This is a genomic window from Limnothrix redekei LRLZ20PSL1 (assembly GCF_043235035.1).
In the GTDB taxonomy this organism is placed as follows: domain Bacteria; phylum Cyanobacteriota; class Cyanobacteriia; order CACIAM-69d; family CACIAM-69d; genus CACIAM-69d.
Window position 1 is genome coordinate 112,517 of the sequence record NZ_JAZAQF010000001.1, and the last position, 20,279, is coordinate 132,795.

17 protein-coding genes and 1 tRNA gene are annotated in these 20,279 nt (G+C 56.7%); 8 read left to right on the plus strand and 10 right to left on the minus strand.

Features of this window, described 5'->3' with window-relative positions:
• Positions 1 to 55: 55 nt before the first annotated feature.
• The gene (locus tag VPK24_RS00460) at positions 56 to 181 is read left to right on the plus strand and encodes a hypothetical protein (protein WP_393009733.1); all 126 of its coding nucleotides are present in this window, start codon (positions 56 to 58) and stop codon (positions 179 to 181) included.
• Positions 182 to 495: 314 nt separating this feature from the next.
• On the opposite strand, the gene VPK24_RS00465 is transcribed toward VPK24_RS00460, so the two are convergent.
• Positions 496 to 1,740: a phosphopantothenoylcysteine decarboxylase domain-containing protein gene (locus VPK24_RS00465; RefSeq protein ID WP_393009735.1), complete on the minus strand. Its 1,245-nt coding sequence runs from the start codon at positions 1,738 to 1,740 to the stop codon at positions 496 to 498.
• Positions 1,741 to 2,093: 353 nt separating this feature from the next.
• The gene (gene lepB / locus VPK24_RS00470; RefSeq protein WP_393009737.1) at positions 2,094 to 2,690 is read right to left on the minus strand and encodes a signal peptidase I; all 597 of its coding nucleotides are present in this window, start codon (positions 2,688 to 2,690) and stop codon (positions 2,094 to 2,096) included.
• Between the two features lie 391 nt (positions 2,691 to 3,081).
• On the opposite strand from lepB, the gene VPK24_RS00475 reads away from it, so the two are divergent.
• Positions 3,082 to 4,221 (plus strand): DegT/DnrJ/EryC1/StrS family aminotransferase, encoded by a 1,140-nt coding sequence (locus VPK24_RS00475; protein ID WP_393009896.1) that lies wholly within the window; start codon positions 3,082 to 3,084, stop codon positions 4,219 to 4,221.
• Here the strand turns inward: VPK24_RS00475 and hemB are convergent.
• The gene (gene hemB, locus VPK24_RS00480) at positions 4,218 to 5,387 is read right to left on the minus strand and encodes a porphobilinogen synthase (protein WP_393009739.1); all 1,170 of its coding nucleotides are present in this window, start codon (positions 5,385 to 5,387) and stop codon (positions 4,218 to 4,220) included. The two genes, VPK24_RS00475 and hemB, sit on opposite strands and share 4 nt — an antisense overlap.
• A gap of 372 nt (positions 5,388 to 5,759) precedes the next feature.
• Here hemB and folE point away from each other — a divergent pair, with 372 nt between their 5' ends.
• Positions 5,760 to 6,395, plus strand: coding sequence for a GTP cyclohydrolase I FolE (gene folE, locus VPK24_RS00485; protein WP_393009741.1), 636 nt, complete (start codon positions 5,760 to 5,762; stop codon positions 6,393 to 6,395).
• A 598-nt stretch (positions 6,396 to 6,993) separates the two neighbouring features.
• Here the strand turns inward: folE and VPK24_RS00490 are convergent.
• Entirely contained in the window at positions 6,994 to 7,206 is a 213-nt protein-coding gene (locus VPK24_RS00490; protein WP_099535357.1) for a chlorophyll a/b-binding protein, read from the minus strand.
• Positions 7,207 to 7,252: 46 nt separating this feature from the next.
• Positions 7,253 to 7,375 carry a hypothetical protein gene (locus VPK24_RS00495; protein ID WP_393009743.1) on the minus strand — a complete coding sequence of 41 codons (123 nt, stop codon included), beginning with the start codon at positions 7,373 to 7,375 and terminating at the stop codon, positions 7,253 to 7,255.
• A gap of 143 nt (positions 7,376 to 7,518) precedes the next feature.
• Between VPK24_RS00495 and VPK24_RS00500 the strand changes: the two genes are divergently transcribed.
• Together VPK24_RS00500 and VPK24_RS00505 are read left to right on the plus strand one after the other, a co-directional pair.
• A complete protein-coding gene (locus VPK24_RS00500) occupies positions 7,519 to 9,576 on the plus strand; it encodes an NAD(P)H-quinone oxidoreductase subunit 5 (protein ID WP_393009745.1) in 2,058 nt (685 codons plus the stop codon).
• Between the two features lie 713 nt (positions 9,577 to 10,289).
• The gene (locus tag VPK24_RS00505; RefSeq protein ID WP_393009747.1) at positions 10,290 to 11,870 is read left to right on the plus strand and encodes a hypothetical protein; all 1,581 of its coding nucleotides are present in this window, start codon (positions 10,290 to 10,292) and stop codon (positions 11,868 to 11,870) included.
• Here VPK24_RS00505 and VPK24_RS00510 read toward each other — a convergent pair.
• The 5 genes from VPK24_RS00510 to VPK24_RS00530 form a co-directional block, all read right to left on the minus strand.
• Complete coding sequence (locus VPK24_RS00510) at positions 11,867 to 13,126, minus strand: ATP phosphoribosyltransferase regulatory subunit (RefSeq protein WP_393009748.1); 1,260 nt, start codon at positions 13,124 to 13,126, stop codon at positions 11,867 to 11,869. The two genes, VPK24_RS00505 and VPK24_RS00510, sit on opposite strands and share 4 nt — an antisense overlap.
• Positions 13,127 to 13,173: 47 nt before the next feature.
• The gene (locus VPK24_RS00515) at positions 13,174 to 14,160 is read right to left on the minus strand and encodes a J domain-containing protein (RefSeq protein ID WP_393009750.1); all 987 of its coding nucleotides are present in this window, start codon (positions 14,158 to 14,160) and stop codon (positions 13,174 to 13,176) included.
• A gap of 263 nt (positions 14,161 to 14,423) precedes the next feature.
• Complete coding sequence (locus tag VPK24_RS00520; RefSeq protein ID WP_393009752.1) at positions 14,424 to 15,284, minus strand: inositol monophosphatase family protein; 861 nt, start codon at positions 15,282 to 15,284, stop codon at positions 14,424 to 14,426.
• A gap of 75 nt (positions 15,285 to 15,359) precedes the next feature.
• Positions 15,360 to 16,064 carry a thermonuclease family protein gene (locus VPK24_RS00525; RefSeq protein WP_393009754.1) on the minus strand — a complete coding sequence of 235 codons (705 nt, stop codon included), beginning with the start codon at positions 16,062 to 16,064 and terminating at the stop codon, positions 15,360 to 15,362.
• Positions 16,054 to 16,452 carry a 2Fe-2S iron-sulfur cluster-binding protein gene (locus VPK24_RS00530; RefSeq protein ID WP_099535405.1) on the minus strand — a complete coding sequence of 133 codons (399 nt, stop codon included), beginning with the start codon at positions 16,450 to 16,452 and terminating at the stop codon, positions 16,054 to 16,056. Before VPK24_RS00530 ends, VPK24_RS00525 begins: the two co-directional genes overlap by 11 nt.
• A gap of 134 nt (positions 16,453 to 16,586) precedes the next feature.
• Between VPK24_RS00530 and VPK24_RS00535 the strand changes: the two genes are divergently transcribed.
• From VPK24_RS00535 to ilvB, 3 genes are all read left to right on the plus strand, one after another.
• Positions 16,587 to 16,673 (plus strand) — tRNA-Ser (locus VPK24_RS00535).
• A gap of 89 nt (positions 16,674 to 16,762) precedes the next feature.
• A complete protein-coding gene (locus VPK24_RS00540; protein WP_393009756.1) occupies positions 16,763 to 17,902 on the plus strand; it encodes an aromatic ring-hydroxylating dioxygenase subunit alpha in 1,140 nt (379 codons plus the stop codon).
• A 315-nt stretch (positions 17,903 to 18,217) separates the two neighbouring features.
• Positions 18,218 to 20,074: a biosynthetic-type acetolactate synthase large subunit gene (gene ilvB / locus VPK24_RS00545; RefSeq protein WP_393009758.1), complete on the plus strand. Its 1,857-nt coding sequence runs from the start codon at positions 18,218 to 18,220 to the stop codon at positions 20,072 to 20,074.
• Positions 20,075 to 20,279: the final 205 nt, after the last annotated feature.

Here is a 20,279-nt window from a genome sequence, read left to right on the forward strand (position 1 = left end):
ACTCCTCAACATCACGCGATCGGCCCCTGGGCGATCGGGGAATCGATCGACCGGGGTGAGCGCTGGCGATGAACCCACTCAGTTGCTTGCACTGCTTGAATTGCTTGGACTGCCGGAACTGCTGAAATTTCAGGAATTGCGGGAACTGTTTGCCCAGCACCGCTATCCAGCCGCGAGCTAAAACTTGCCCACCTCAAGCGCATATGGGCAAGCTTGTTTGAGCAGTCTCTCAACAGTATTTCAGCAGGATCGCAATCTCAATCTCAATCGGTTTTAAACGATATATGCGCAGGTTGCATGTTTTTGGGGCCGTCCCCTTGGGCAATTGCGAGCGCCTATAGCATCGCACCGATCGTTCCAAATCGGCTAACCCGCGCCCCGGCCCCACGGCTTTGCGAGCCGTTAGCCATCGCCATTCGCCAAGATTTGGAGATTGAAATCAGGAATTAGGACAAGACCTTGAGACCAGAAATTAGGCAAAAAATCAGCCAAAACCTAGAACAGGCTTTCTAGCCAATCTGCAATGCCCATGGCAATTCCCGGCTTGTCTAACATCCGCAGGGGCGATCGATCCCGGGTGACCAAATAGGCCACCTGTTCTCCCCGGGGCCCCGTCTCATTCCCCCGATTGGCCACCACTGCCAAGTGACCCCGCTGGAGTCGATCGTGGGCAATTTGCATCAGGGCTTCGTGAGTCACCCCCTCTTGATACTTGAAGCTGATCAAACCCAACTGGGGGGCCAACTCGCTCACCAGGTCAATCACCTTCTCTGTGGGTTGCAGTTGAATCGTCTTCCACTGGCCGCCGCTGGGAATTTTGCCCGGGTGAATTTGCACGGGTTGATAGTCCGCCACGGCCGCCGAAAAAATCCCAAACCGATAATCCCGCTCCTGCAACAGCGACAACACCCGATCGCGATAGTCGTGATAGGTCGGTGTAATGGTGTGGGGTATCCAGTCCGGTGGCGCGGTGCTGCCCGCCCCATGTACTAGATGCACTTGGGATCCCCGGAGATAGAGTTCTTTGGCGATTTCAATCCCCAGTTGCCCCGTGAAGCAGTTGGTAATTCGACGAATGGCATCCAAGGGAACCGGCGTTGGCCCACCGGTCACCATCACCGGCACACCGCGCAGGGGCGATCGACTCAGCAGCCGACAAACATGTACCACAATAGTTTGCGGATCGGGCAAATTGTTCTTGCCATAGGCGCGGCGGGGTTGAATCATCCGTACCCCAATCGATCGCAGGGCCTGCAACGAATCCGTCAGGAGAGAGTTGTGCATTGTGCCATGCATCGTCGGAGCCACCAACACCTCCGTGCGGCCCGCCTCCATGCGCCCAATGGCCGAAGCCAGGGTCGCCGTCACCACGCCATCGGCAATCCCCAGCCGCATTTTATTAATCGTGTCGTAGGTGGCGGGGGCCACTAAGTAAGCTGCGAAGGGGTGAGCATCGCTGAGGTGTTCGGCCGCCGCCGTGAGCCTGGTGACCACCGGATTTGTGGTGCTCCATTCCAGGGCCTCCAAGGTGACGTAGCGGCGGGCTTCCTTCGACACAAAGGCCACCACATCCGCTCCTTGGCGACGTAGGGCCCGGGCCACATCGGGCGATCGATAGGCGGCAATGCTGCCACAAACGAGGAGGGCAATGCGCCGGCCGGCCAGATGCATCCCATCCAACAGCACCTCGCGATCCCCCATTTCGGAGGGCGGCGGAGGCGACAAATCCCAATCATCCATAGGGGGATTGATAGGCCTAGAAGAGGGGTCAAAATACCAGGAAAATGAGTCGGCAACGGTCATGGAGCGATCGGGGTCAGGAAGCTACCTGGATGGCTGGGATGGCTGCCAACGGATGATGCAAAGTCTATTGAAAAATGGCTATGGAGTGAGAAAAGTCTTCAAAAATCGAGTCAATAGGATTGAAGCGGCTGAAATAGTCGAATTAACAATTAAAAACGATTAAAGCAGTTGAATTTAAATTGCGTTTGAGCAAAATCATTTGCAATCCAAGAAAACTGACACAGAGCCATCTTGGATTCAAGCGGTGGGTTGGGTCGCTTTTCTGGCTAGCGGTGGGGCTAGCGGTGGGGCTAGCGGCTGGTGAGACCGAACCGATCGAGCGGCCAGAACCGCCACCAGGCCCGCCCGATCGCGTTTTCGATCGGCAAAAAGCCCCACACATGGGAGTCATTGCTATTGTTGCGGTTATCACCCATGACAAACAACATTTGTGCAGGAACGGTGACGGGCGCTAACTCGTAGGTGGGTGGCTCCAGGGTGTAAGGCTCCGTGAGGGGTTGGCCGTCCACATAAACCTGGCCGTTTTTGACGGCGATGGTTTGACCCGGAAACCCAATGACCCGCTTAATAAATGCTTGATCGCGGGGGTAACCAAGGGCTTGCAGTTGGGGCGGCGGCGCAAAAACCACGATGTCGCCCTGTTGCAAGGGCCGGAACCAGTGGGAAATTTTTTCCACCACCAACCGATCGCCCACGGCCAAGGTGGGATACATCGACTCAGAAGGGATGACACGCGGTTCTGCCACAAAGGTGCGAATCAACAGGGCCAGCACCAGGGCAATGCCGATAATTTGCACGCTTTCCCGCCACCGCTGCCAACCGGAGGGGCGATCGGGAAGGGGGCTGGATTTGGGGCGATCGGCTGAATCCTGACTCAGTGGGGCCATGAACAACGTTCTCCAAAAATTCTGTTGATTAACCCCCAACAGCATGGGTGGAAAAGTTGAATGGGAAAAATGGGCTTGTGTGGCTTGTGTGGCTTGCGGGGTTCCGGGCACTGTCTCCTGAACAGGATCAAAAATGCTGGCAAATTGAAGATCAAGGGCCAGCAATGGCCCAAGGAACAGCGCAAGGGACACTGAACGCATGGTACAGGAGCAATTAGCCCCTGGTGCATTCTCACCGACAGTTTGTTGAATGCTGTTGATGGGGTGTGTTCAGACAGGCTTCAAAATCAAAAGACTGAACGATCTTCCCGCTACTTTTTGGATTGAGCAATTAACTATGACCGACGTTGTGCCGGCTTCCCTGACCCAGGGCCCAATGGTGGCCGCTCCGATTACGCCCATGGCAATGCCGATTCCCCTGGTGGATTTGTCGATTCAGCACGAGCGCTTGCGGGCCGAACTCGATCGCGCCATTGCCAGCACGCTCGATCGGGGCGATTTTGTGCTTGGCCAGGCTTTGGCTACCTTTGAGGCGGCTTTTGCGGCGGCCTGTGGCGTTGAACATTGTGTCGGCGTGGGTACGGGAACCGATGCGTTGGCCTTGGGGCTAACGGCCTGTGGCGTGGGGCCGGGAGATCAGGTAATTGTGCCAGCTAACACGTTCATTGCCACGGTGCTGGGGGTGTTGCGATCGGGGGCCCAACCGGTGCTGGTGGATTGTGATCCGGACACGGCGCTGATCGATTTGGCGGCGGCGGAACGGGTGATCGGCCCCAAAACCAAGGCCCTGATTCCGGTTCACCTTTATGGGCAAATGGTGGATCCTGAGGCCCTGTTGGCTTTGGCCGATCGCACCGGTCTGTTGATTTTTGAGGATGCAGCCCAGGCCCACTTGGCGCGGCGGGGCGGGTGGTTGGCCGGCTCCTTGGGACGGGCGGCGGCCTTTAGTTTCTATCCGGGCAAAAATTTGGGGTCGATCGGGGACGGTGGAGCCGTGGTCACCAACGATGCGGCCGTGGCGGCAAAGGTGCGGATGTTGCGCAATTACGGCGCACCTCGCAAATATTTCCACGAAGAGTTGGGCATGAATTCGCGGCTTGACACGTTGCAGGCGGCGGTGTTGTCCGTGAAGTTGCCCCATTTGCCCCGCTGGAATGAAGACCGGGCCCAGTTGGCGGCGGCCTACGATGCGCGGTTGGCAGCCCTGGCCGATCGCGGTCTTGTCCCGATCGCCAACCAGTCGGGGCCGGGCCATGTGTATCACCTCTACGTGGTGCGGGTGCAGCCCACCTGTCGGCTCGATCGCGATCAACTGCTGGCGGCCCTGCAACAGCAACAGATCTTTGCGGGCATTCACTACCCCATTCCCTGCCATCTGCAACCGGCCTTGCAATCCTTGGGCTACGGAGCTGGGGCCTTCCCGGTGACGGAACAGTTAGCCAATGAAATTCTCTCGCTGCCCCTGTTTCCGGGCCTGACCCTGGAGCAGCTCGATCGGGTTGTGGGAGCGATCGAGCTAGCCACCCGCTAGGGCCGCTCCCTTAACCAGCGGGCCGCGTCCACCGCGTGATAGGTCAAAATCCAATCGGCCCCGGCCCGCTTCATGCCCAACAGAGTTTCCAGCACGATCGCCCGTTCATCAATCCACCCCTGCTCGGCAGCAGCCTTCACCATGGCGTATTCCCCAGACACGTTGTAGGCTGCCACCGGCAGTTGGGTTTGGGTCTTCAGTTGCCAAATAATATCCAAATAGGCCAAAGCCGGTTTCACCATCAACACATCCGCCCCTTCCGCCAAATCCAACAGCGCCTCCTTGAGCGCTTCCCGTCGATTAGCCGGATCCATCTGGTAGGTTTTCTTATCCCCAAACTGCGGGGTGGAATCCAGGGCATCTCGAAAGGGGCCGTAATAGGCCGAGGCATATTTGGCACTGTAGGCCAGGATGCCCGTTTGCCAAAATCCAGCCGCATCCAGGGCTTGGCGAATGGCCCCCACTCGACCGTCCATCATGTCGGACGGGGCCACAAAATCCGCCCCTGCGGCCGCTTGCACCAGGGCCTGTTGGGTCAAGACTGCCACGGTTTCATCATTCAAAATCCGTCCCGCCTCATCCACAATTCCATCGTGGCCGTGGGTGGTATAGGGATCGAGGGCCACATCCGTCAAGACCAATAGATCGGGAAAGGCGGCTTTGATGGCTTTGACGGCCCGGGGCACAAGGCCGTTGGGGTTGTGGCTTTCGGAGCCGATCGCGTCCTTTTGAGCGGGCGGAATCACGGGAAACAGGGCGATCGCCCCAATGCCCACCCCTTGAACCATCTGCAACTTTTCCAACAACCGATCGAGCGATCGCCGATCGCAACCGGGCATTGAGGGAATTGGCTCCACCAGCCCCGTCCCTTCCATCACAAACACCGGATAGATCAAGTCTTTGGCCGTCAACACCGTTTCTGCCACCATTCGCCGCAGGGTGGCCGATCGGCGCAATCGCCGTGGCCGCGCGATCGGTTCCGCTGTTGGTTCCAGGATTGGTTCCAATGTGGATTCCGGGGCGATCGGGTCTGTGGTCTGGGCGGCCGTGCTTGAGTCCGATCGCGCTGTGGATTGCCCTGTGGATTGCCCCGCCGTGGCTGGCTCCAGTTCCATGGCGGCGTTGGCTGTTGCCTCAGTGGTCGGCGAAATGGGGGTGACGGTCATTAAAACACTCCGATTTTCAAAAGTCGTTTTCAAAAGTCAGTGCGATCGAGATGGCGCGGTTAGAGATGGCGCGGTTAGAGACGGCGCGATCGATGGGTAAGCCTCTCGCATCAGCGAGTTGCATCAGCGAGTTAATGCAAAAATGATCGAATGAGAATGATTATCATTATAATTTCTAAAGGGAAATTCAAGCCAGTTGCTCCAAATAACTGGTCTGATGCCAACCCAAGTCATAGAGCCAATGCTGGTTTCTAGGGCTGGATGGGTTGCGCCGCCCAAACTCTGAATCTCTTCAACCTGTACGCTCACCTACCCGATCGGGCTGGGTGGGCGTTTCCCAATCCACGCCAATTCACCGCGATCTCAATCCCTATGACCCTTTCGATCGAGTCACCTCGGCCCAACCTGATCACCACGGCGGCCAACCCCCCCGTCAGCCAGGCCGAGATGGAGCAAGCTGTGCGGACGCTGTTAATTGGATTGGGGGAAGATCCCGATCGCGAAGGCCTGCGCGACACCCCCAAGCGAGTGGTCAAAGCCTTGCAGTTTCTGACTTCGGGCTATCGACAATCCCTAGATGAACTGCTCAATGGTGCTGTTTTTCACGAAAATGCCAATGAAATGGTCTTGGTGCGCGATATTGACCTGTTTAGCTCCTGCGAACACCACATCCTGCCGATTATTGGCCGGGCCCACGTGGCCTACATTCCCGATCACCGAGTGATTGGCCTGTCCAAAATTGCTCGAATTTGCGAAATGTATGCCCGACGGCTCCAGGTGCAAGAGCGGCTAACGGCCCAAATTGCCGATGCGATTCAAGGGTTGCTGATGCCCCAAGGGGTGGCCGTGGTGGTGGAAGCAACCCACATGTGCATGGTGATGCGTGGGGTGCAAAAACCAGGATCCTGGACTGTGACCAGCGCGGTGCGTGGAGTTTTTGCGGAAGATCCGAAAACCCGCCAGGAGTTCATGGATTTGGTGATGCACCAACGAGGATTCCGCGCCTAGATCTCTAGGCTCTAGATTTTTAGGCTAGGGCGTGTCGTCAAATCACCTGAAACCCTGATTCCACCGTTGGCAGATCGTGGGGGACAAGATGCTCAAGCCCCTTGTTATGACGACTGGGATATGGAAAATCAATCGTTTCCGCCTAGATCCCAGGAAATGACGATAGGCCCTAGGTCTCTAGGCCTGGGTCTCTAGGCCTGGGTCTCTGGGCTACAGATCTAGAAGTCTCTTGCTGGCGGCGATATTTGGGGGGCTGCTGGCCCCCTGCCAGCCAATTTGGTCTTTTGAGGTGGCTAATTTGGCCGGGTTAGGCAACCCCAATCCATCGCCGCCAGTGCCGTAAACAGCAAAGAATTGATCAAAAAAGGAATAAATCCAATGAAGAATTCAGAAATCAAAAATAGAGCAACAAAATAGGGCAATAAAATAGGGCAATAAAAAATAAAAAAGGACTGCCTAGGCAGCCCTGGATGATTCCTTAGGTGATGGATTCTTTAGAGATCGAAGGGAAACTTAATGTTGATTGACCAAAAGAAGACTTGCTGAGAACGGATCCCTTGAAAAATGAGAATCCGCGAGTCTTGGGGTGGTGGGTCAATTACAGGTTGGTGAGCCAGGTTACAACGCCATGGCCGGTGACCAATTCCACAGCCAGGGCAGACAGGAAGCCAATCATTGCCAGGCGACCGTTCAGTTGTTCGGCGTATTGGGTGAAGCCCACACGCTGCACGTCGTCTACATAGACCTTGGGTTCAACGGCGAAGTTGTTCAAACGACCCAGTTCTTCCGTGGTGTAGCCGCGTTGCGTCATGGTGGTTGCTCTTGTTTGGGGTGTTGTAAACAATTGTAACTGCTTTTTAAGGAATGTAAAGAGGTTTGTAACTCGTTTTTAACTCAGGGGCTGCCCGATCGCCCTGTGATCCCAAATACCAACGCAAAACTGCCCGATCGCCCTCGGCCACCCATGCCACAATAGTCACTGGTTTTGCCGGATCGTGACGATTACTCTGGGGCCGTTTGTTGGCTGCATCCGTCACTGGCTGCACTCCCCGTCACCAGCCTCAGCCCGATCGCCCGGCCAGACAACTTTTGAACGTCCTGTCTTGTAACACAGGCTTGTGCGATGGAACCGCTTTACGAGTATGCGTGGCTCGTGCCGGTCTTGCCGTTGCTTGGTGCAGCGCTGGTCGGCCTGGGTCTGATTTCCTTTAACCAATTCACCAACAAGCTGCGGCAAATTAACGCGATTGTCATCCTCACCACGATCGGTGGGGCCATGACCATGGCCTTTGCCCTGTTTTGGAGCCAACTCAACGGCCACGAAGCCTTCGCCCGCAACATTGAATGGGCGGCCGCCGGAGACTTCCACATCACGATGGGCTACACGATCGACCACCTGAGCGCCCTGATGTTGGTGATTGTCACCACCGTGGCGTTCTTGGTGATGATCTACACCGATGGCTACATGGCCCATGATCCGAGCTATGTGCGGTTCTATGCCTACCTCAGCCTGTTCAGCTCCTCGATGCTGGGCCTGGTGATCAGCCCCAACCTGGTTCAGATCTATGTGTTCTGGGAACTGGTGGGGATGTGCTCCTATTTGCTGATCGGCTTTTGGTTCGATCGCAAGCCCGCTGCCGATGCCTGTCAAAAGGCCTTCGTAACCAACCGGGTGGGTGACTTTGGCCTGTTGCTCGGGTTGCTGGCGCTCTACTGGTGTACCGGCAGCTTTGACTTCAACGTGATGGGCGATCGCCTGCAAGAGCTGGTGTCTTCCGGCTCTCTGAGCGCGGGCGTGGCCAGCCTGTTCTGCATCCTCGTATTCCTCGGCCCCGTCGCCAAGTCTGCCCAATTCCCGTTGCATGTCTGGCTGCCGGACGCAATGGAAGGCCCCACGCCGATCTCCGCCCTGATCCATGCGGCAACGATGGTGGCGGCGGGTGTGTTCCTGATTGCCCGGATGATTCCGGTGTTTGAAGGACTGCCCGACGTGATGACCGTGATCGCCTGGACGGGCGGCTTCACGGCCCTGCTGGGCGCTTCGATCGCCATCACCCAAAACGACATCAAAAAAGGCCTCGCCTACTCCACCATGTCCCAGTTGGGCTACATGGTGATGGCCATGGGCGTTGGTGCATCCAGTGCCGGGATGTTCCACCTGATGACCCACGCCTATTTCAAGGCGATGCTGTTCCTCGGTTCTGGCTCCGTGATTCACGGGATGGAAGCGGTGGTGGGCCACAACGCCGTGCTGGCGCAGGATATGCGCTTGATGGGCGGTTTGCGGAAATACATGCCGATTACTGCCGCCACGTTCTTCATTGGAACGCTGGCCATTTGCGGAATTCCGCCCTTTGCCGGGTTCTGGTCGAAGGATGAAATTCTGGGTCTGACCTTTGAGGCCAACCCTGCCCTCTGGGCGATCGCCTGGGTCACGGCTGGCGTGACGGCGTTCTATATGTTCCGGATGTACTTCAACACCTTTGAAGGCGAATTCCGGGGCAACGACAAGGCGATCCAAGAGCAACTGTTGGCGGCGGCCGCTGTGCCCGTGCCCGTGGAAGTGACCCCGAACTTCGGCCCCGGCGCGATGGATCCCAAGGAACTGAGCCACGACCACGACCATCACCACGCCCACGAGCCGCATGAGTCGCCCACCACGATGGTGTTGCCTTTGGTAGTGTTGGCGATTCCGTCGATGCTGATCGGGTTGTTGGGTGTGCCCTGGAACAACCTGTTTGAGCATTTCCTGGAGTCACCCCACGCCGCCGAGCACGCGGAACACGCCTTTAACCTCACCGAGTTTTTGGTGATGGGCGGCAACTCCGTTGGGATTGCGTTGATCGGGATTACCTTGGCTTCCTTGATGTATTTCAAGAAGTCGATCGACCCCAGCGCGATCGCCCAAAAGATTCCCTTCCTCTACCGCCTGTCCCTGAACAAGTGGTACTTCGATGAAATCTACGATCGGCTGTTTGTCCAAGGTAGCCGTCGCCTGGCCCGTCAGGTGATGGAAGTGGATTTCCGAATCGTCGATGGTGCGGTCAACCTGACCGGTTTCGTCACCCTGATTTCCGGCGAAGGTCTGAAGTACTTCGAGAACGGTCGCGCCCAGTTCTACGCGCTGATCGTGTTTGCGGCGGTCTTGGGCTTCGTGGTGCTCTCGGGCATCACGGGCTAATGGTCTTGGGCTTTGTGGTGCTCTCGGGCATCACGAGTTAACAACTGAATTGACTGTCAAGTCATCACCCCCTGAACTGGTTCATGGTTCAGGGGTTTTTTGTTGAGCAATACAAATTCTTCAACCCAGCCTTACAGAAATTCCAGTATCCCCACGTAGAACTAGGGAACTTTTCCAAAATCCATGACAGCCAATAAAGCTTGATTTTTGAACCATTAGCGGTCAATGGTGAAGTATTTGGGGGGTAGGGCTGACAACACTCTACCGAGAGTGAATCTGAATTTGCTAGACTCGGGATATGTTCATACTTAAGTGTTATTAAGTGCTTTTTTTAACACCAACTTGCTGTTGCTCGCGATTTCCTCCTGGTTGCCATCACAAAACTTCGTGACTCATGAATTAAGGATGGGCAAGAATTAACAGGAATTGGCGCTGACAAATGCTGATGCCTGCTGCTCAATGCTGATTGAGTTGATTAACTGCAAGCATCAAGCAACAGCCGCTAACAGCCATCACTGAGAATGATGGCTGCGATCTCAGCGAGTGAAGGTTCCGGGCTAATGCGGCAGGTTGGTGATCCGTTGAAATGAGCAATTTCTAACCCATTCAACCCCAGTTAACTTATTACTTCTGGTTCATTGCATCTACAACCGATGGGTTTTCGGCACAACTCCACCATGGACGCTCTACTGCCCTCCTCTCCTCTTTCTGCCATGAGCGATCGATCTGCCAGCCGCCACCAGTCCGATTCTCAGGGGTTGGGGGCTTCGCCTGCGCCCAAGGGTGAACTTCCAAGCCGTTTAACGGTGCCACAAATTCAAGACATTATTTTTCAGCATCTGATTCGATCGGTGCAGAATCTTTCACCGGAAGAAGTTCTGGATGAATTTTGCTGCTTGTTTATTAACTGCTGTGACACAACCGATAGCAAACCTTTAAATGCTGTATATCAACTGGTTTTTCTCAATAATCAAGAGGCCTTTCAAACTACTCTCAAGCGGTCTTGCTACATCTTGATTAATAACTGGGCTAGTCGTCGGAATGAGGCTTTTATTTATCGCCTGATTGCGATGTTTGAGCATTCCCATGAACATAGTGATAGCGCGTCCTTGTCGTTGAATCGGGTGCGCCAGTGGGTTGCGGATTTCATTAGTAGTAATGACTATGACGAGCTAAAACTTTTCATTGCGCGTCACGAGCTAGATCATTCCCAAGCTTCTGACCAAAGTCAGTCAGAAATGACGGCCACGCGCACTCGATTGCAGTCCGATCAGATTACAGCAACTGCTATTACACCTGATGAGCAGCATTGGAGCAGTCGTTACGTGGGGCAACTGTTGGTGGCCCAATCGGTGGATCCCAACAACCCCTTAGAGCAACGGGAAGCGGCGGCGGCCTATGCGCGACAGTGGCGGGAGCGTTTTAAGTTTGATTTGGCGATGTATATGGCCAAGTCTCAATCGAGCCGGAGCGATCGAGAGCGCCTGAAAAATCCAACCAATTTGGGTGATCAGGTGCTCAAAATTGTGAAATCAATTGTTTTGAGAACGGGAAAATACAGCTACTCCAGCCTGTCCAATTTGTTTCTGCAACAAACGGAAGGACTGAGGTATCACGGCTATAAAAAAAGTCTGCTGAAATACATCATATTGGAAAGTACCCAAGATCACATGACGAAGGTGGTTCGCCAAAAGTTACAAGACAAGTTAGCGAGCTTGCTGGCGGAACATCATGATGAGGTGATTACGGAAGATTTGCAGGCGGAGACCTGCCGCCACTTAATTCAGTTTCTGACGACGGAAGATTTGCATAATCCCTCGCGGCTTTTTCTGCTCATTTTGTCGAATGGCAGTGCGTTAACGCTGACCATTTTTCTGTTGAAGTTGGTTTTGATTGCCCCCAGCACCCGATCGCACTTGGATCTGTGTATTGCGCGATTGGTGAAATATTACGAACAGTTTGATGAAGAAAAATGCCGCTGGGCGATATATTTCTTTGACATTTTCAATGTGACGTTTGCGATTTACACGGAAAATGTCCAGTACAACCTGGTTTCGATCGATGGGCCGGAACCATTACCCTTGGCCCCGGAAACCACCCAGAAGGAAGATCGGGTGGTGCTTGAGGGGTTGTATGACAACGAGTTGCGCCGCAGCCTGCGATCGGCCCAGTTAGATCGCTATCGGCTGTTCTTGCAAACGTCTCCCCATGCTCAATTGCCGTCCACGGGGGATTTGCTGGAAACGGATCCGGTTCTCGCGGATTCGCTGATGACTGATGGGCCTGATCGCTAGGGGGCTTCAGGCCCTTTGCGTTTGGTGATCGTTTCCGTTTCGATCACGCCGTCCTCTTGTACCCAAGCCAGCCGCCCGATGCGCCGGGCCCGGGCGCGATCGCGGGCCGATTCTCGAGTCACCGTGGGTTGCAAGTCCAACTCCACCCGAATCAGGCTGGGGGCTTCCGTGCGCAGGCGGCGGGCATAGACAAAGGCCGCGGCCCGGGCGCGCGGCCCCGCTGGAACCACTAACCAGTCACTGGCGGGCAGTTGATTGGGCAGGCGCTCTCCGCTGGAAAGGACGCGGTGCAAAGGTTCCAGGTTTAAGCAAAAGCCAATGCCGGGATAGCTGTTGCCGTCGGGGTCGTATAGGCCCAGCAGTTGATCGTAGCGCCCCCCTTGGCCGAGGATTTCGTGACCGGTGTCGGCGCTGCTGATCGCTTCAAAGACGATGCCGGTGTAGTAGTCGAAGGTTTGAATGAGACTCAAATCCAGGACGATCGGGAGGGTTTGTTCGGTGGCTCGACCGTAATCTTGCAGCAGGTCAACGGTGGTTTTGAGCCGATCGAGCATGGCTTGCTGGTCGGGGGTTAAGTCCAGTTGGCCCACCTGTTGAATCACGTCCATGGGGCGGCCGCGCAGATCAAACAAGATCAAAGCCCGATCGCGCAGGGCGGGGTCAAGGGGCATGGCTTCGATGGCCAGGCGATCGAGCCGTGCCATGGCCGAACGCACCCGATCGCGCCAGGGTTGCGGGAAGGGTTCCAGGAGCGATCGGGTCAAGCCCGCCTCACTCAAAAGCAAATGCCAATCGGCCACGCCCGATCGTTCCAGGCAGTCTGTCAGCAGCAACAGCACCTCCACATCAGCCGCCACGCCCCCAGCACCCAACAGTTCCACCCCCGATTGGAAAAATTCCTGCTGGCGGCTGGCACTGCCCTTGGGGGGCTTGCGAAACACATTGGCGCTGTAGCAAAGGCGCTGGGGGTGGGTCACGCCGGCCATGCGGGTGACGGCGGCCCGGGCGATCGAGGCCGTCAGCTCCGGTCGCAGCCCCAGATCTTCACTTTCGCTGTCATAAATTTGAATCACCTTGTCCCGGCGCACCGAACCGCCCGCCACCAATGCATCGACCCGTTCCAGGGTGGACGTGACAATCCACTGATAGCCCCAGCGCTGAAACACGTCTTGCAGCTTGGTTTCGATCCAATGCTTCTGGGCCACATCAAGGGGCAACAGATCGCGCGCGCCGGTCGGGGGTTGGTGAATTGCCATGGTGTCAGGGGGGAAACGAAATCGATCGGGCAGTGAACATCGGCCCCCTACTTCTTACGGCCAAACAGGCCCCCAAACAACCCACCGCCGGGTTTATCTTTGCCGCCCCCGATCGTTTTGGGCTGTGGTTTGTTGGGTTTGGCGGTTTGGCCCGTGGCTTGGCCCGTGGCTTGGCCGCCCGTGGCGCGATCGAGTTCCTGCTTGGCGGCCAGGGCGATCGCATTGCGCGGATCAATCGCCAACGCCCGCGTCAAATGCACCTTGGCCAAGGTTCCTTGTTTTTGAGTCAAATACACCTTGCCCAACCAGGCATGGCAATCGGCATTGTTTCCATCAATCTTCAGCGCATCCTTCAACTCCTGCATCGCCATCGCAAATTGGCCCTTCGCAGTTAATTCCTCCGCCCGCTGCAAAGCCCGCAGCACAAACTGCGTATTGCTGGCGGTTCCTTCTCGGGCCCCCGTGGTTTCCCCGCCACTGGTGGGAGTGGGCGCGGGCCGCTGGGCCGGCGGTGGTGGTGGGGGAGCAGCGGCCGGACGCGCTGGGCTGGCGCTGCCCGCTGCGGTTTTGAGCAGATAAACCAAATTCAACTCGCTGATTTCAGCAATCCGGTTCAGCACCTGTTCCAAATCGTCGTATTGGCTGGCGGTGAGGGTTTGTAACGCCTTGAGATACGTACCCTGTACATTGGTGGCTTGGCTTAGCTCGCGGGCTAGGTCTCCTTGGATGGCCACCCTGTTGATTTGTTGGGGCAAGCGGCTATGCAACGTGCGCAACACGGCCTCGTAATCCGCCCGCTTGGCATCGTTAGAGAGAGTAGCGTAGGCAGGGTTCACCAACCGCGACATCAGTTGCTGGGCATAGGCCTTGCCCTGAGCATTGGCGGCGGAGCAGGTGTCGGGATGCAGTCGGGGGGCAATTTGTAAAAACCGCTTGCGCACGGTTTTGGGATCTGTCCCCAACGGAATGCCCAGGATGGCATAGTGATCCGTCACATCGTGACCAAAAAGCCCTCGTTGAATCTCGAATGACATAGCGCGCCGCCGGTGCTGTGAGTCGCTAAAGGGGGATGGGAGCAGGGGAAGTAGACGGAACAGGGGCAGAGCCTGGCCGGATGGAGCCGGGCTGGATGCTGTTGGGCTGAATGCAGCCTGAGGGGCAATCTCAAGGATTGCCGTTGAATTGCTATTTGGTTAATCGCTATCTAGTAGTGTATCGGGTTCCTGGGGTGGCCATGGTGATCTTGATTGTGGGTGGGGTCTGAGGCATCTTGCGATTGATTAACCCCCAATGGGCCCTATTGACCAACTTTCGGCCAGGTGGTGGGGGGCTGGTGCCACAGGTCGAGCTTGGGAACCGTTGCCAGGGCCGCGCAGAGTTGATTGTGTAGGTGGCCGTTGGTGGCCACGAGTCGGCCGCTGCTGGGATTGACGGGGCTGCCATCGTAGGCGCTGACTTGGCCGCCAGCTTCTTGCACCAACACGATGCCGGCGGCAATGTCCCAGAGGGAGAGGCCCCGTTCCCAATAGCCATCCAACCGCCCACAGGCCACATAGGCCAGGTCGATCGAGGCTGATCCGCCACGCCGCACCCCTTGGGTTAAGTGGGTGAGGTAGCAGAATTCGGGATAGTTGGTGTCGTTGGTGTCGCGGCGATCGTAGGCAAAACCGGTCACCAACAGGCTGCGGCTCAGTTGATCGGTGCGTGACACCCGCATGGGGATGCGATCGCGCGTGGCCCCGAGTCCCTTGGCCGCTCGAAATAGTTCCCCGCGCTCGGGATCGGCCACGACCCCAACGATCGGTTGACCTTGAAAGAGCAGCCCGATCGAAACGGCAAAAAACGGGTATTGGTGAGCAAAATTGGTGGTTCCATCCAGGGGATCAATCGCCCAAAGATAGTCACTGTTTTGGGTTCCCCCGATCGCCCCGGACTCTTCCGCCAAAATGGGAATTTGCGGACAGTGGCGACTCAGTACCTCAATGGTGGCGGTTTCCGAGGCGCGATCGGCCGCGGTCACCAGGTCGCCCGATCGCCCCTTTTCCTCGGCCTCGATTTTGCCCAAAAACGATCGCACCACCGCCGCTCCGGCCAGGGCCGCTTCCGTGGCAATTTCCAGCAGTCGTTGCAATGTTGCCTGATCCGGTAACTGACTCATGCTTCAATCCGACGTTTTTTAAGGTTATGCATCCTGCAAAAGCTGTTGATTAACCTCGCAGTCTGTTTCCGCCAGTTAGGAGGGGTTTTGGCGACGGAATTCGCTGGGCCGCAACCGCATGGGCGATCGGGGATCCCAAACACCCAACTCCAAAATCCGAGCATATTCCTGGGCGTAGAAAATGCGGCGATCGTACTTCAGCAGCCCCGATCGACTGGCCGGAACCGCATAGCCCGCCTTGGTTAGTTGCTCATTCACAAGCTGCCCATCCCGCCAAACATAGGCCAAGAGGCGACCGAGGCGATCGCGTGCTTCCCCGGACTCAAATTCCAACCAAACCGTTTGCCCCGCCACCAACTCCATCAAGGTTTGTTGGGCCTTAATCCCCCAGGGCTGTTGGCGCAAGTCCGGAGCATCAATGCCCAAAAGGCGGACGGTTTCCAGCCGCTTGGCATCGGCCCCCGTGCCGCGCACCTCCAGGGTGTTGCCGCTGGGCACGCAGTTCACCACCACCTGCACCCCGGCGAGGGACGAATTGCCACAACTGGTCAGCAACCCCAGGAGCAGGCCAAGGGCGATCGCCCTGCGCCAGGGGTGGTTGCGAATGACTTGCGGGAGTGGCCCGGTTCGGAGTTGAGTGGGTATGTTGGCGAGCTGTTTGGGGCTGGTGGCCGTCCCGATGTGTGGGATTGCTGACGGGGTCGCGAATGGGCTGGTTGATGGGGTGCTCGATCGCCCTTGGGGTGACGGTTGAACCCGATCCGGTGACTTAATCTTCATCCAGGGGCAGGCCGCGGCGGACTTTGCCCTTGCCAAAATAGCGGCCAAATTGCAGTTCATATACTTCGTCTTCGTCCTGGGTTTCCACCACCAGATCCGATTCGGCATAGCTGACACAGAGCAAGGCATAGCCCCGATCGCGCAAAGCAGGCGACAGGCCCATGGCCTCCGGTTGACTCAGTTTGCCTTCCAGCACACGCACCGCACAGGCCGTGCAAGCCCCGTTGCGACAGGAGAAAGGTAGCGTTGCCCCTTGATTTTCCGAGGACTGCAAAATATAGCGATCGCCGGGCACTTGCACTTCATGAACTGTGCCCCGCTGGCGGTTATGAATCCGCACCCGATAGGTTTGGGTGGCGGTCGATCGATCTTCAGCACTGTAGGTCATGGGGGATTTGGGCATCTAGGGGCCAACCAGCACAGCGCGATCGGGTCGCAGGGATTGCCGCCGCGCTGAAGCTAGATTTTACCGTTCTCTTCCCATAACCGGCATCAGCCTGATAAGATAACGTCCTGTCATCTGGAGAGATGGCCGAGCGGTTGAAGGCGCAGCACTGGAAATGCTGTTTAGGGGTAACTCTAACGAGGGTTCGAATCCCTCTCTCTCCGTTTTTGCGATCGAGCGACCTAAACCACAAGAACGACGCTGTACTAAGCTGGCAGAGTCGTTTAGTTGCCAATCAGTTGCCAAAGTTGTCATGGTGACATCTGCCAATCAGACTCCTGAGCAGTCTGCCAATTCGGCCTTGGGTGATTCCAGCGACGGAACAGCCCCCATCAGGGCGATCGCCCTAGAGCAGCACGAGGTGCAAAACAGCGTGCGCCAGGCGGGAATTAATCCCAATTTCTGGTACGCGGTGGCTTGGTCTAGCCAGTTGGCAGCGGGGCAAGTGTTGGGCGTGGAAGTGTGGCAGCAAAAAATCGCCCTCTATCGGGATCGATCGGGAGCCGTACAGGCCCTCGAAGATGCCTGCCCCCATCGCGGCGTGGAACTGAGCCGGGGCAAGGTGATGGGCGACCATCTCGCCTGTCGTTACCATGGCTGGGAGTTTGACGGAGCGGGCCAATGTCGCAAGATTCCCTACTTGCCACCGAGTCAAAAGCTGCCCTGTGCCCAAGCCCAGAGCTATCGAGCGGTCGATCGCTACGGGATCATTTGGGTGTTTCCCGGCGACCAGAGCCTAGCGGATCAAATGCCGCTGCCGGAAATTCCCGAATTTGACGATCCCCAATGGCTGGCCGTGCCGGTGACGGGACAGTTTCGGGCCCATTTTTCGGTTTGTAATGAAAACTCGATGGATGTGTTCCACGGGTTTTTGCACGAAGAGTTGCAGGGCTGGTTTGATCCGGTGTTGCTGAAGCTCAAGGACGAAGGCAACGCGATCGTGGCGGACTACCGTGTGTCCTACAAGGGGCAAATGGCGAAGTTTTTGGGCTTTACGGAGTCGGCCGATCAAGTCACCACCAAAACCGTGACGGTGCAGTATCGCTATCCGCACTTTTTTAGTCGCCTAGAAGGAGTTTCGAGCCTTTACTTGATGCGCCTGCCGGTGGGGCTGCGGGAGAGCCGATCGTTTGCGATTTTCTTTTTGCGGTTGGGGTTGCCCGGTTGGCTGGTGCAGGTGTTGCGGCCCTGGGCTGCCAAGCTAATTGAGCAAAAAATCTTTATGCGCTTTCTGAATCAAGACATCGAAATGATGGAAAGCGAGCAACGGGCGATCGATCGCGATCCCCAGCGGCGGTATGTGGAAATTAATCCGGCGATTATTGCGGTTCAGCGCATGATTTTGCGCCAGTATCAGCAATTTTTGAACGGCAAAGCCAAACCCTCCAGGTGAAGCAGCATCAGCAAGCAAGCTGGATTGCCAACCTGAAGTGGATCAGAAACCTTAAGCGGATCAGAAATTTGTGATCTACATCACTTTTTGATCCTGAGCGGGGGATCACCACAGCGTCCCGATCGCAACCGAATTGCCCCCATGCCCAAACTCGCGATCGGGGCCAGAAAACCTTGACAGAGACCTAGCTTCCAATCCCGATCAATCGGTAAACTAGGTTACGATCGCACCGATCGAAGTCATGTTGTGGTAGAGCTTTCCTTCGATGTGATCGTTTACCCACCGTTTACTCTTCGCCTTTAGAGGTTCCTGCTCGTGCGATCGCGAAACGCTTCCCAAATTGACTCTTCGATCGTGCCTGTGACGCGGCGCACGGGCGCTTATGCTCTGCTCGATAGCCTGTGCCGTCATGGTGTGAAGCACATTTTCGGCTATCCCGGCGGCGCGATCCTGCCGATCTATGACGCACTCTACGGCTTTGAAGTATCGGGCCAACTAAAACATATTTTGGTGCGCCATGAACAGGGCGCGGCCCATGCGGCGGATGGTTACGCCCGCGCCACCGGCCAGGTGGGGGTTTGCTTCGGAACTTCCGGCCCCGGAGCCACCAACCTGGTGACGGGGATTGCCACGGCCCACATGGATTCGATTCCCTTGGTGGTGATTACGGGCCAAGTGCCGCGCACGGCGATCGGCACCGATGCGTTCCAAGAAACGGATATTTGGGGCATTACCCTGCCGATCGTTAAGCATTCCTACGTGGTGCGCGATCCGGCCGATATGGCGGCGATCGTGGCGGAAGCGTTCTATATCGCCTCTTCCGGTCGTCCGGGCCCGGTGCTGATTGACGTGCCCAAGGATGTGGGCCTGGAAGAATTTGACTATGTGCCGGTGGAGCCGGGAGCGATCCGGCCGGCGGGCTACAAGCCGACCGTGAAGGGCAACCCGCGCCAAATCACCCAGGCGATCGAACTGATTCGCAATAGTCAGCGTCCCTTGCTCTATGTGGGTGGCGGGGCGATCGCGGCCGGGGCCCATGCGGAAATTGCCCGTTTGGCCGACCATTTCCGCCTGCCCACCACCACCACCCTGATGGGTAAGGGGGCCTTTGATGAGCATCACCCTCTGGCCTTGGGCATGTTGGGAATGCATGGCACGGCCTACGCCAACTTTGCCGTGACCGAGTGCGATTTGTTGATTGCGGTGGGGGCGCGGTTTGACGATCGCGTCACCGGCAAGCTCGATGAGTTCGCCAGTCGCGCCAAGGTGATCCACATCGACATCGATCCGGCCGAGGTGGGCAAAACCCGCGTGCCTGATGTGCCGATCGTCGGTGATGTGAAGCAAGTGCTGATTGAACTGCTCGATCGGGTGCGGGAACTGGAAATCGTCAGCGATCCGGCCCAAACGGCCGCTTGGCACACCCGTATCAACCAATGGAAAACCGACTATCCCTTGGTGGTGCCCAGCTACGACAACGAAATCGCCCCCCAAGAAGTGATCGTGGAATTGGGTCGCCAAGCCCCCGATGCTTACTACACCACCGATGTGGGCCAGCACCAAATGTGGGCGGCACAGTTCCTGAAGAACGGCCCCCGTCGTTGGATTTCCAGCGCTGGCTTGGGAACCATGGGCTTCGGGATTCCGGCGGCCATGGGTGCAAAGGTCGCCTTGCCAGACCACCAGGTGATTTGCGTGGCCGGCGATGCCAGTGTGCAAATGAATATCCAGGAGCTGGGAACCTTGGCCCAGTTTGGGATCAATGCCAAGACCGTGATTGTGAACAACGGTTGGCAAGGGATGGTGCGCCAATGGCAGGAAGCCTTCTATGGTGAGCGCTACTCGTCGTCCAACATGGAAGTGGGAATGCCCGACTTTGGCAAGTTGGCCGAAGCCTTTGGCATCAAGGGCATTTTGGTGACGGAGCGCAGCCAGCTTGCGCCGGCCGTAGCAGAAATGCTGGCTTATGATGGCCCGGTGCTGTTGGATGTGCGGGTGCGGCGCGATGAAAACTGCTACCCGATGGTGGCTCCCGGCAAGAGTAATGCCCAAATGTTGGGCTTACCGGAAGTGAAGCGGGAAACTCCCGTGAGCCACCAAACTTGCACCAACTGCCAAACGGATAATCACCCGAGTCACCAGTTCTGTTCCCATTGCGGGGCCAAGCTGTAGGGCTTGAGAGTTGGCTAGTAGCTGTTGAAAAAGCCTGTTGGATTTGTTGGATCTATTGGAGTTGGCTCTAGTTGGATCTAATAGTTGGATCTAATAGACCGCTTTCGATGGGGCTATCCGATCAAAAACAATCAACAGGTTCCAACGGCCCGGCTCGTAGGCCCGACTCGTAATCACTGCCCAAGTCTGAAATCGCAGCGGCGAT

Coding starts and splice junctions, on each gene's coding strand:
- VPK24_RS00465 (WP_393009735.1), bottom strand. CDS start 1,740: ATGGATGATTGGGATTTGTCGCCTCCGCCGCCCTCCGAAATGGGGGAT.
- lepB (WP_393009737.1), bottom strand. CDS start 2,690: ATGGCCCCACTGAGTCAGGATTCAGCCGATCGCCCCAAATCCAGCCCC.
- hemB (WP_393009739.1), bottom strand. CDS start 5,387: ATGACCGTCACCCCCATTTCGCCGACCACTGAGGCAACAGCCAACGCC.
- folE (WP_393009741.1), top strand. CDS start 5,760: ATGACCCTTTCGATCGAGTCACCTCGGCCCAACCTGATCACCACGGCG.
- VPK24_RS00490 (WP_099535357.1), bottom strand. CDS start 7,206: ATGACGCAACGCGGCTACACCACGGAAGAACTGGGTCGTTTGAACAAC.
- VPK24_RS00500 (WP_393009745.1), top strand. CDS start 7,519: ATGGAACCGCTTTACGAGTATGCGTGGCTCGTGCCGGTCTTGCCGTTG.
- VPK24_RS00505 (WP_393009747.1), top strand. CDS start 10,290: ATGAGCGATCGATCTGCCAGCCGCCACCAGTCCGATTCTCAGGGGTTG.
- VPK24_RS00510 (WP_393009748.1), bottom strand. CDS start 13,126: ATGGCAATTCACCAACCCCCGACCGGCGCGCGCGATCTGTTGCCCCTT.
- VPK24_RS00515 (WP_393009750.1), bottom strand. CDS start 14,160: ATGTCATTCGAGATTCAACGAGGGCTTTTTGGTCACGATGTGACGGAT.
- VPK24_RS00520 (WP_393009752.1), bottom strand. CDS start 15,284: ATGAGTCAGTTACCGGATCAGGCAACATTGCAACGACTGCTGGAAATT.
- VPK24_RS00525 (WP_393009754.1), bottom strand. CDS start 16,064: ATGAAGATTAAGTCACCGGATCGGGTTCAACCGTCACCCCAAGGGCGA.
- VPK24_RS00530 (WP_099535405.1), bottom strand. CDS start 16,452: ATGACCTACAGTGCTGAAGATCGATCGACCGCCACCCAAACCTATCGG.
- VPK24_RS00540 (WP_393009756.1), top strand. CDS start 16,763: ATGGTGACATCTGCCAATCAGACTCCTGAGCAGTCTGCCAATTCGGCC.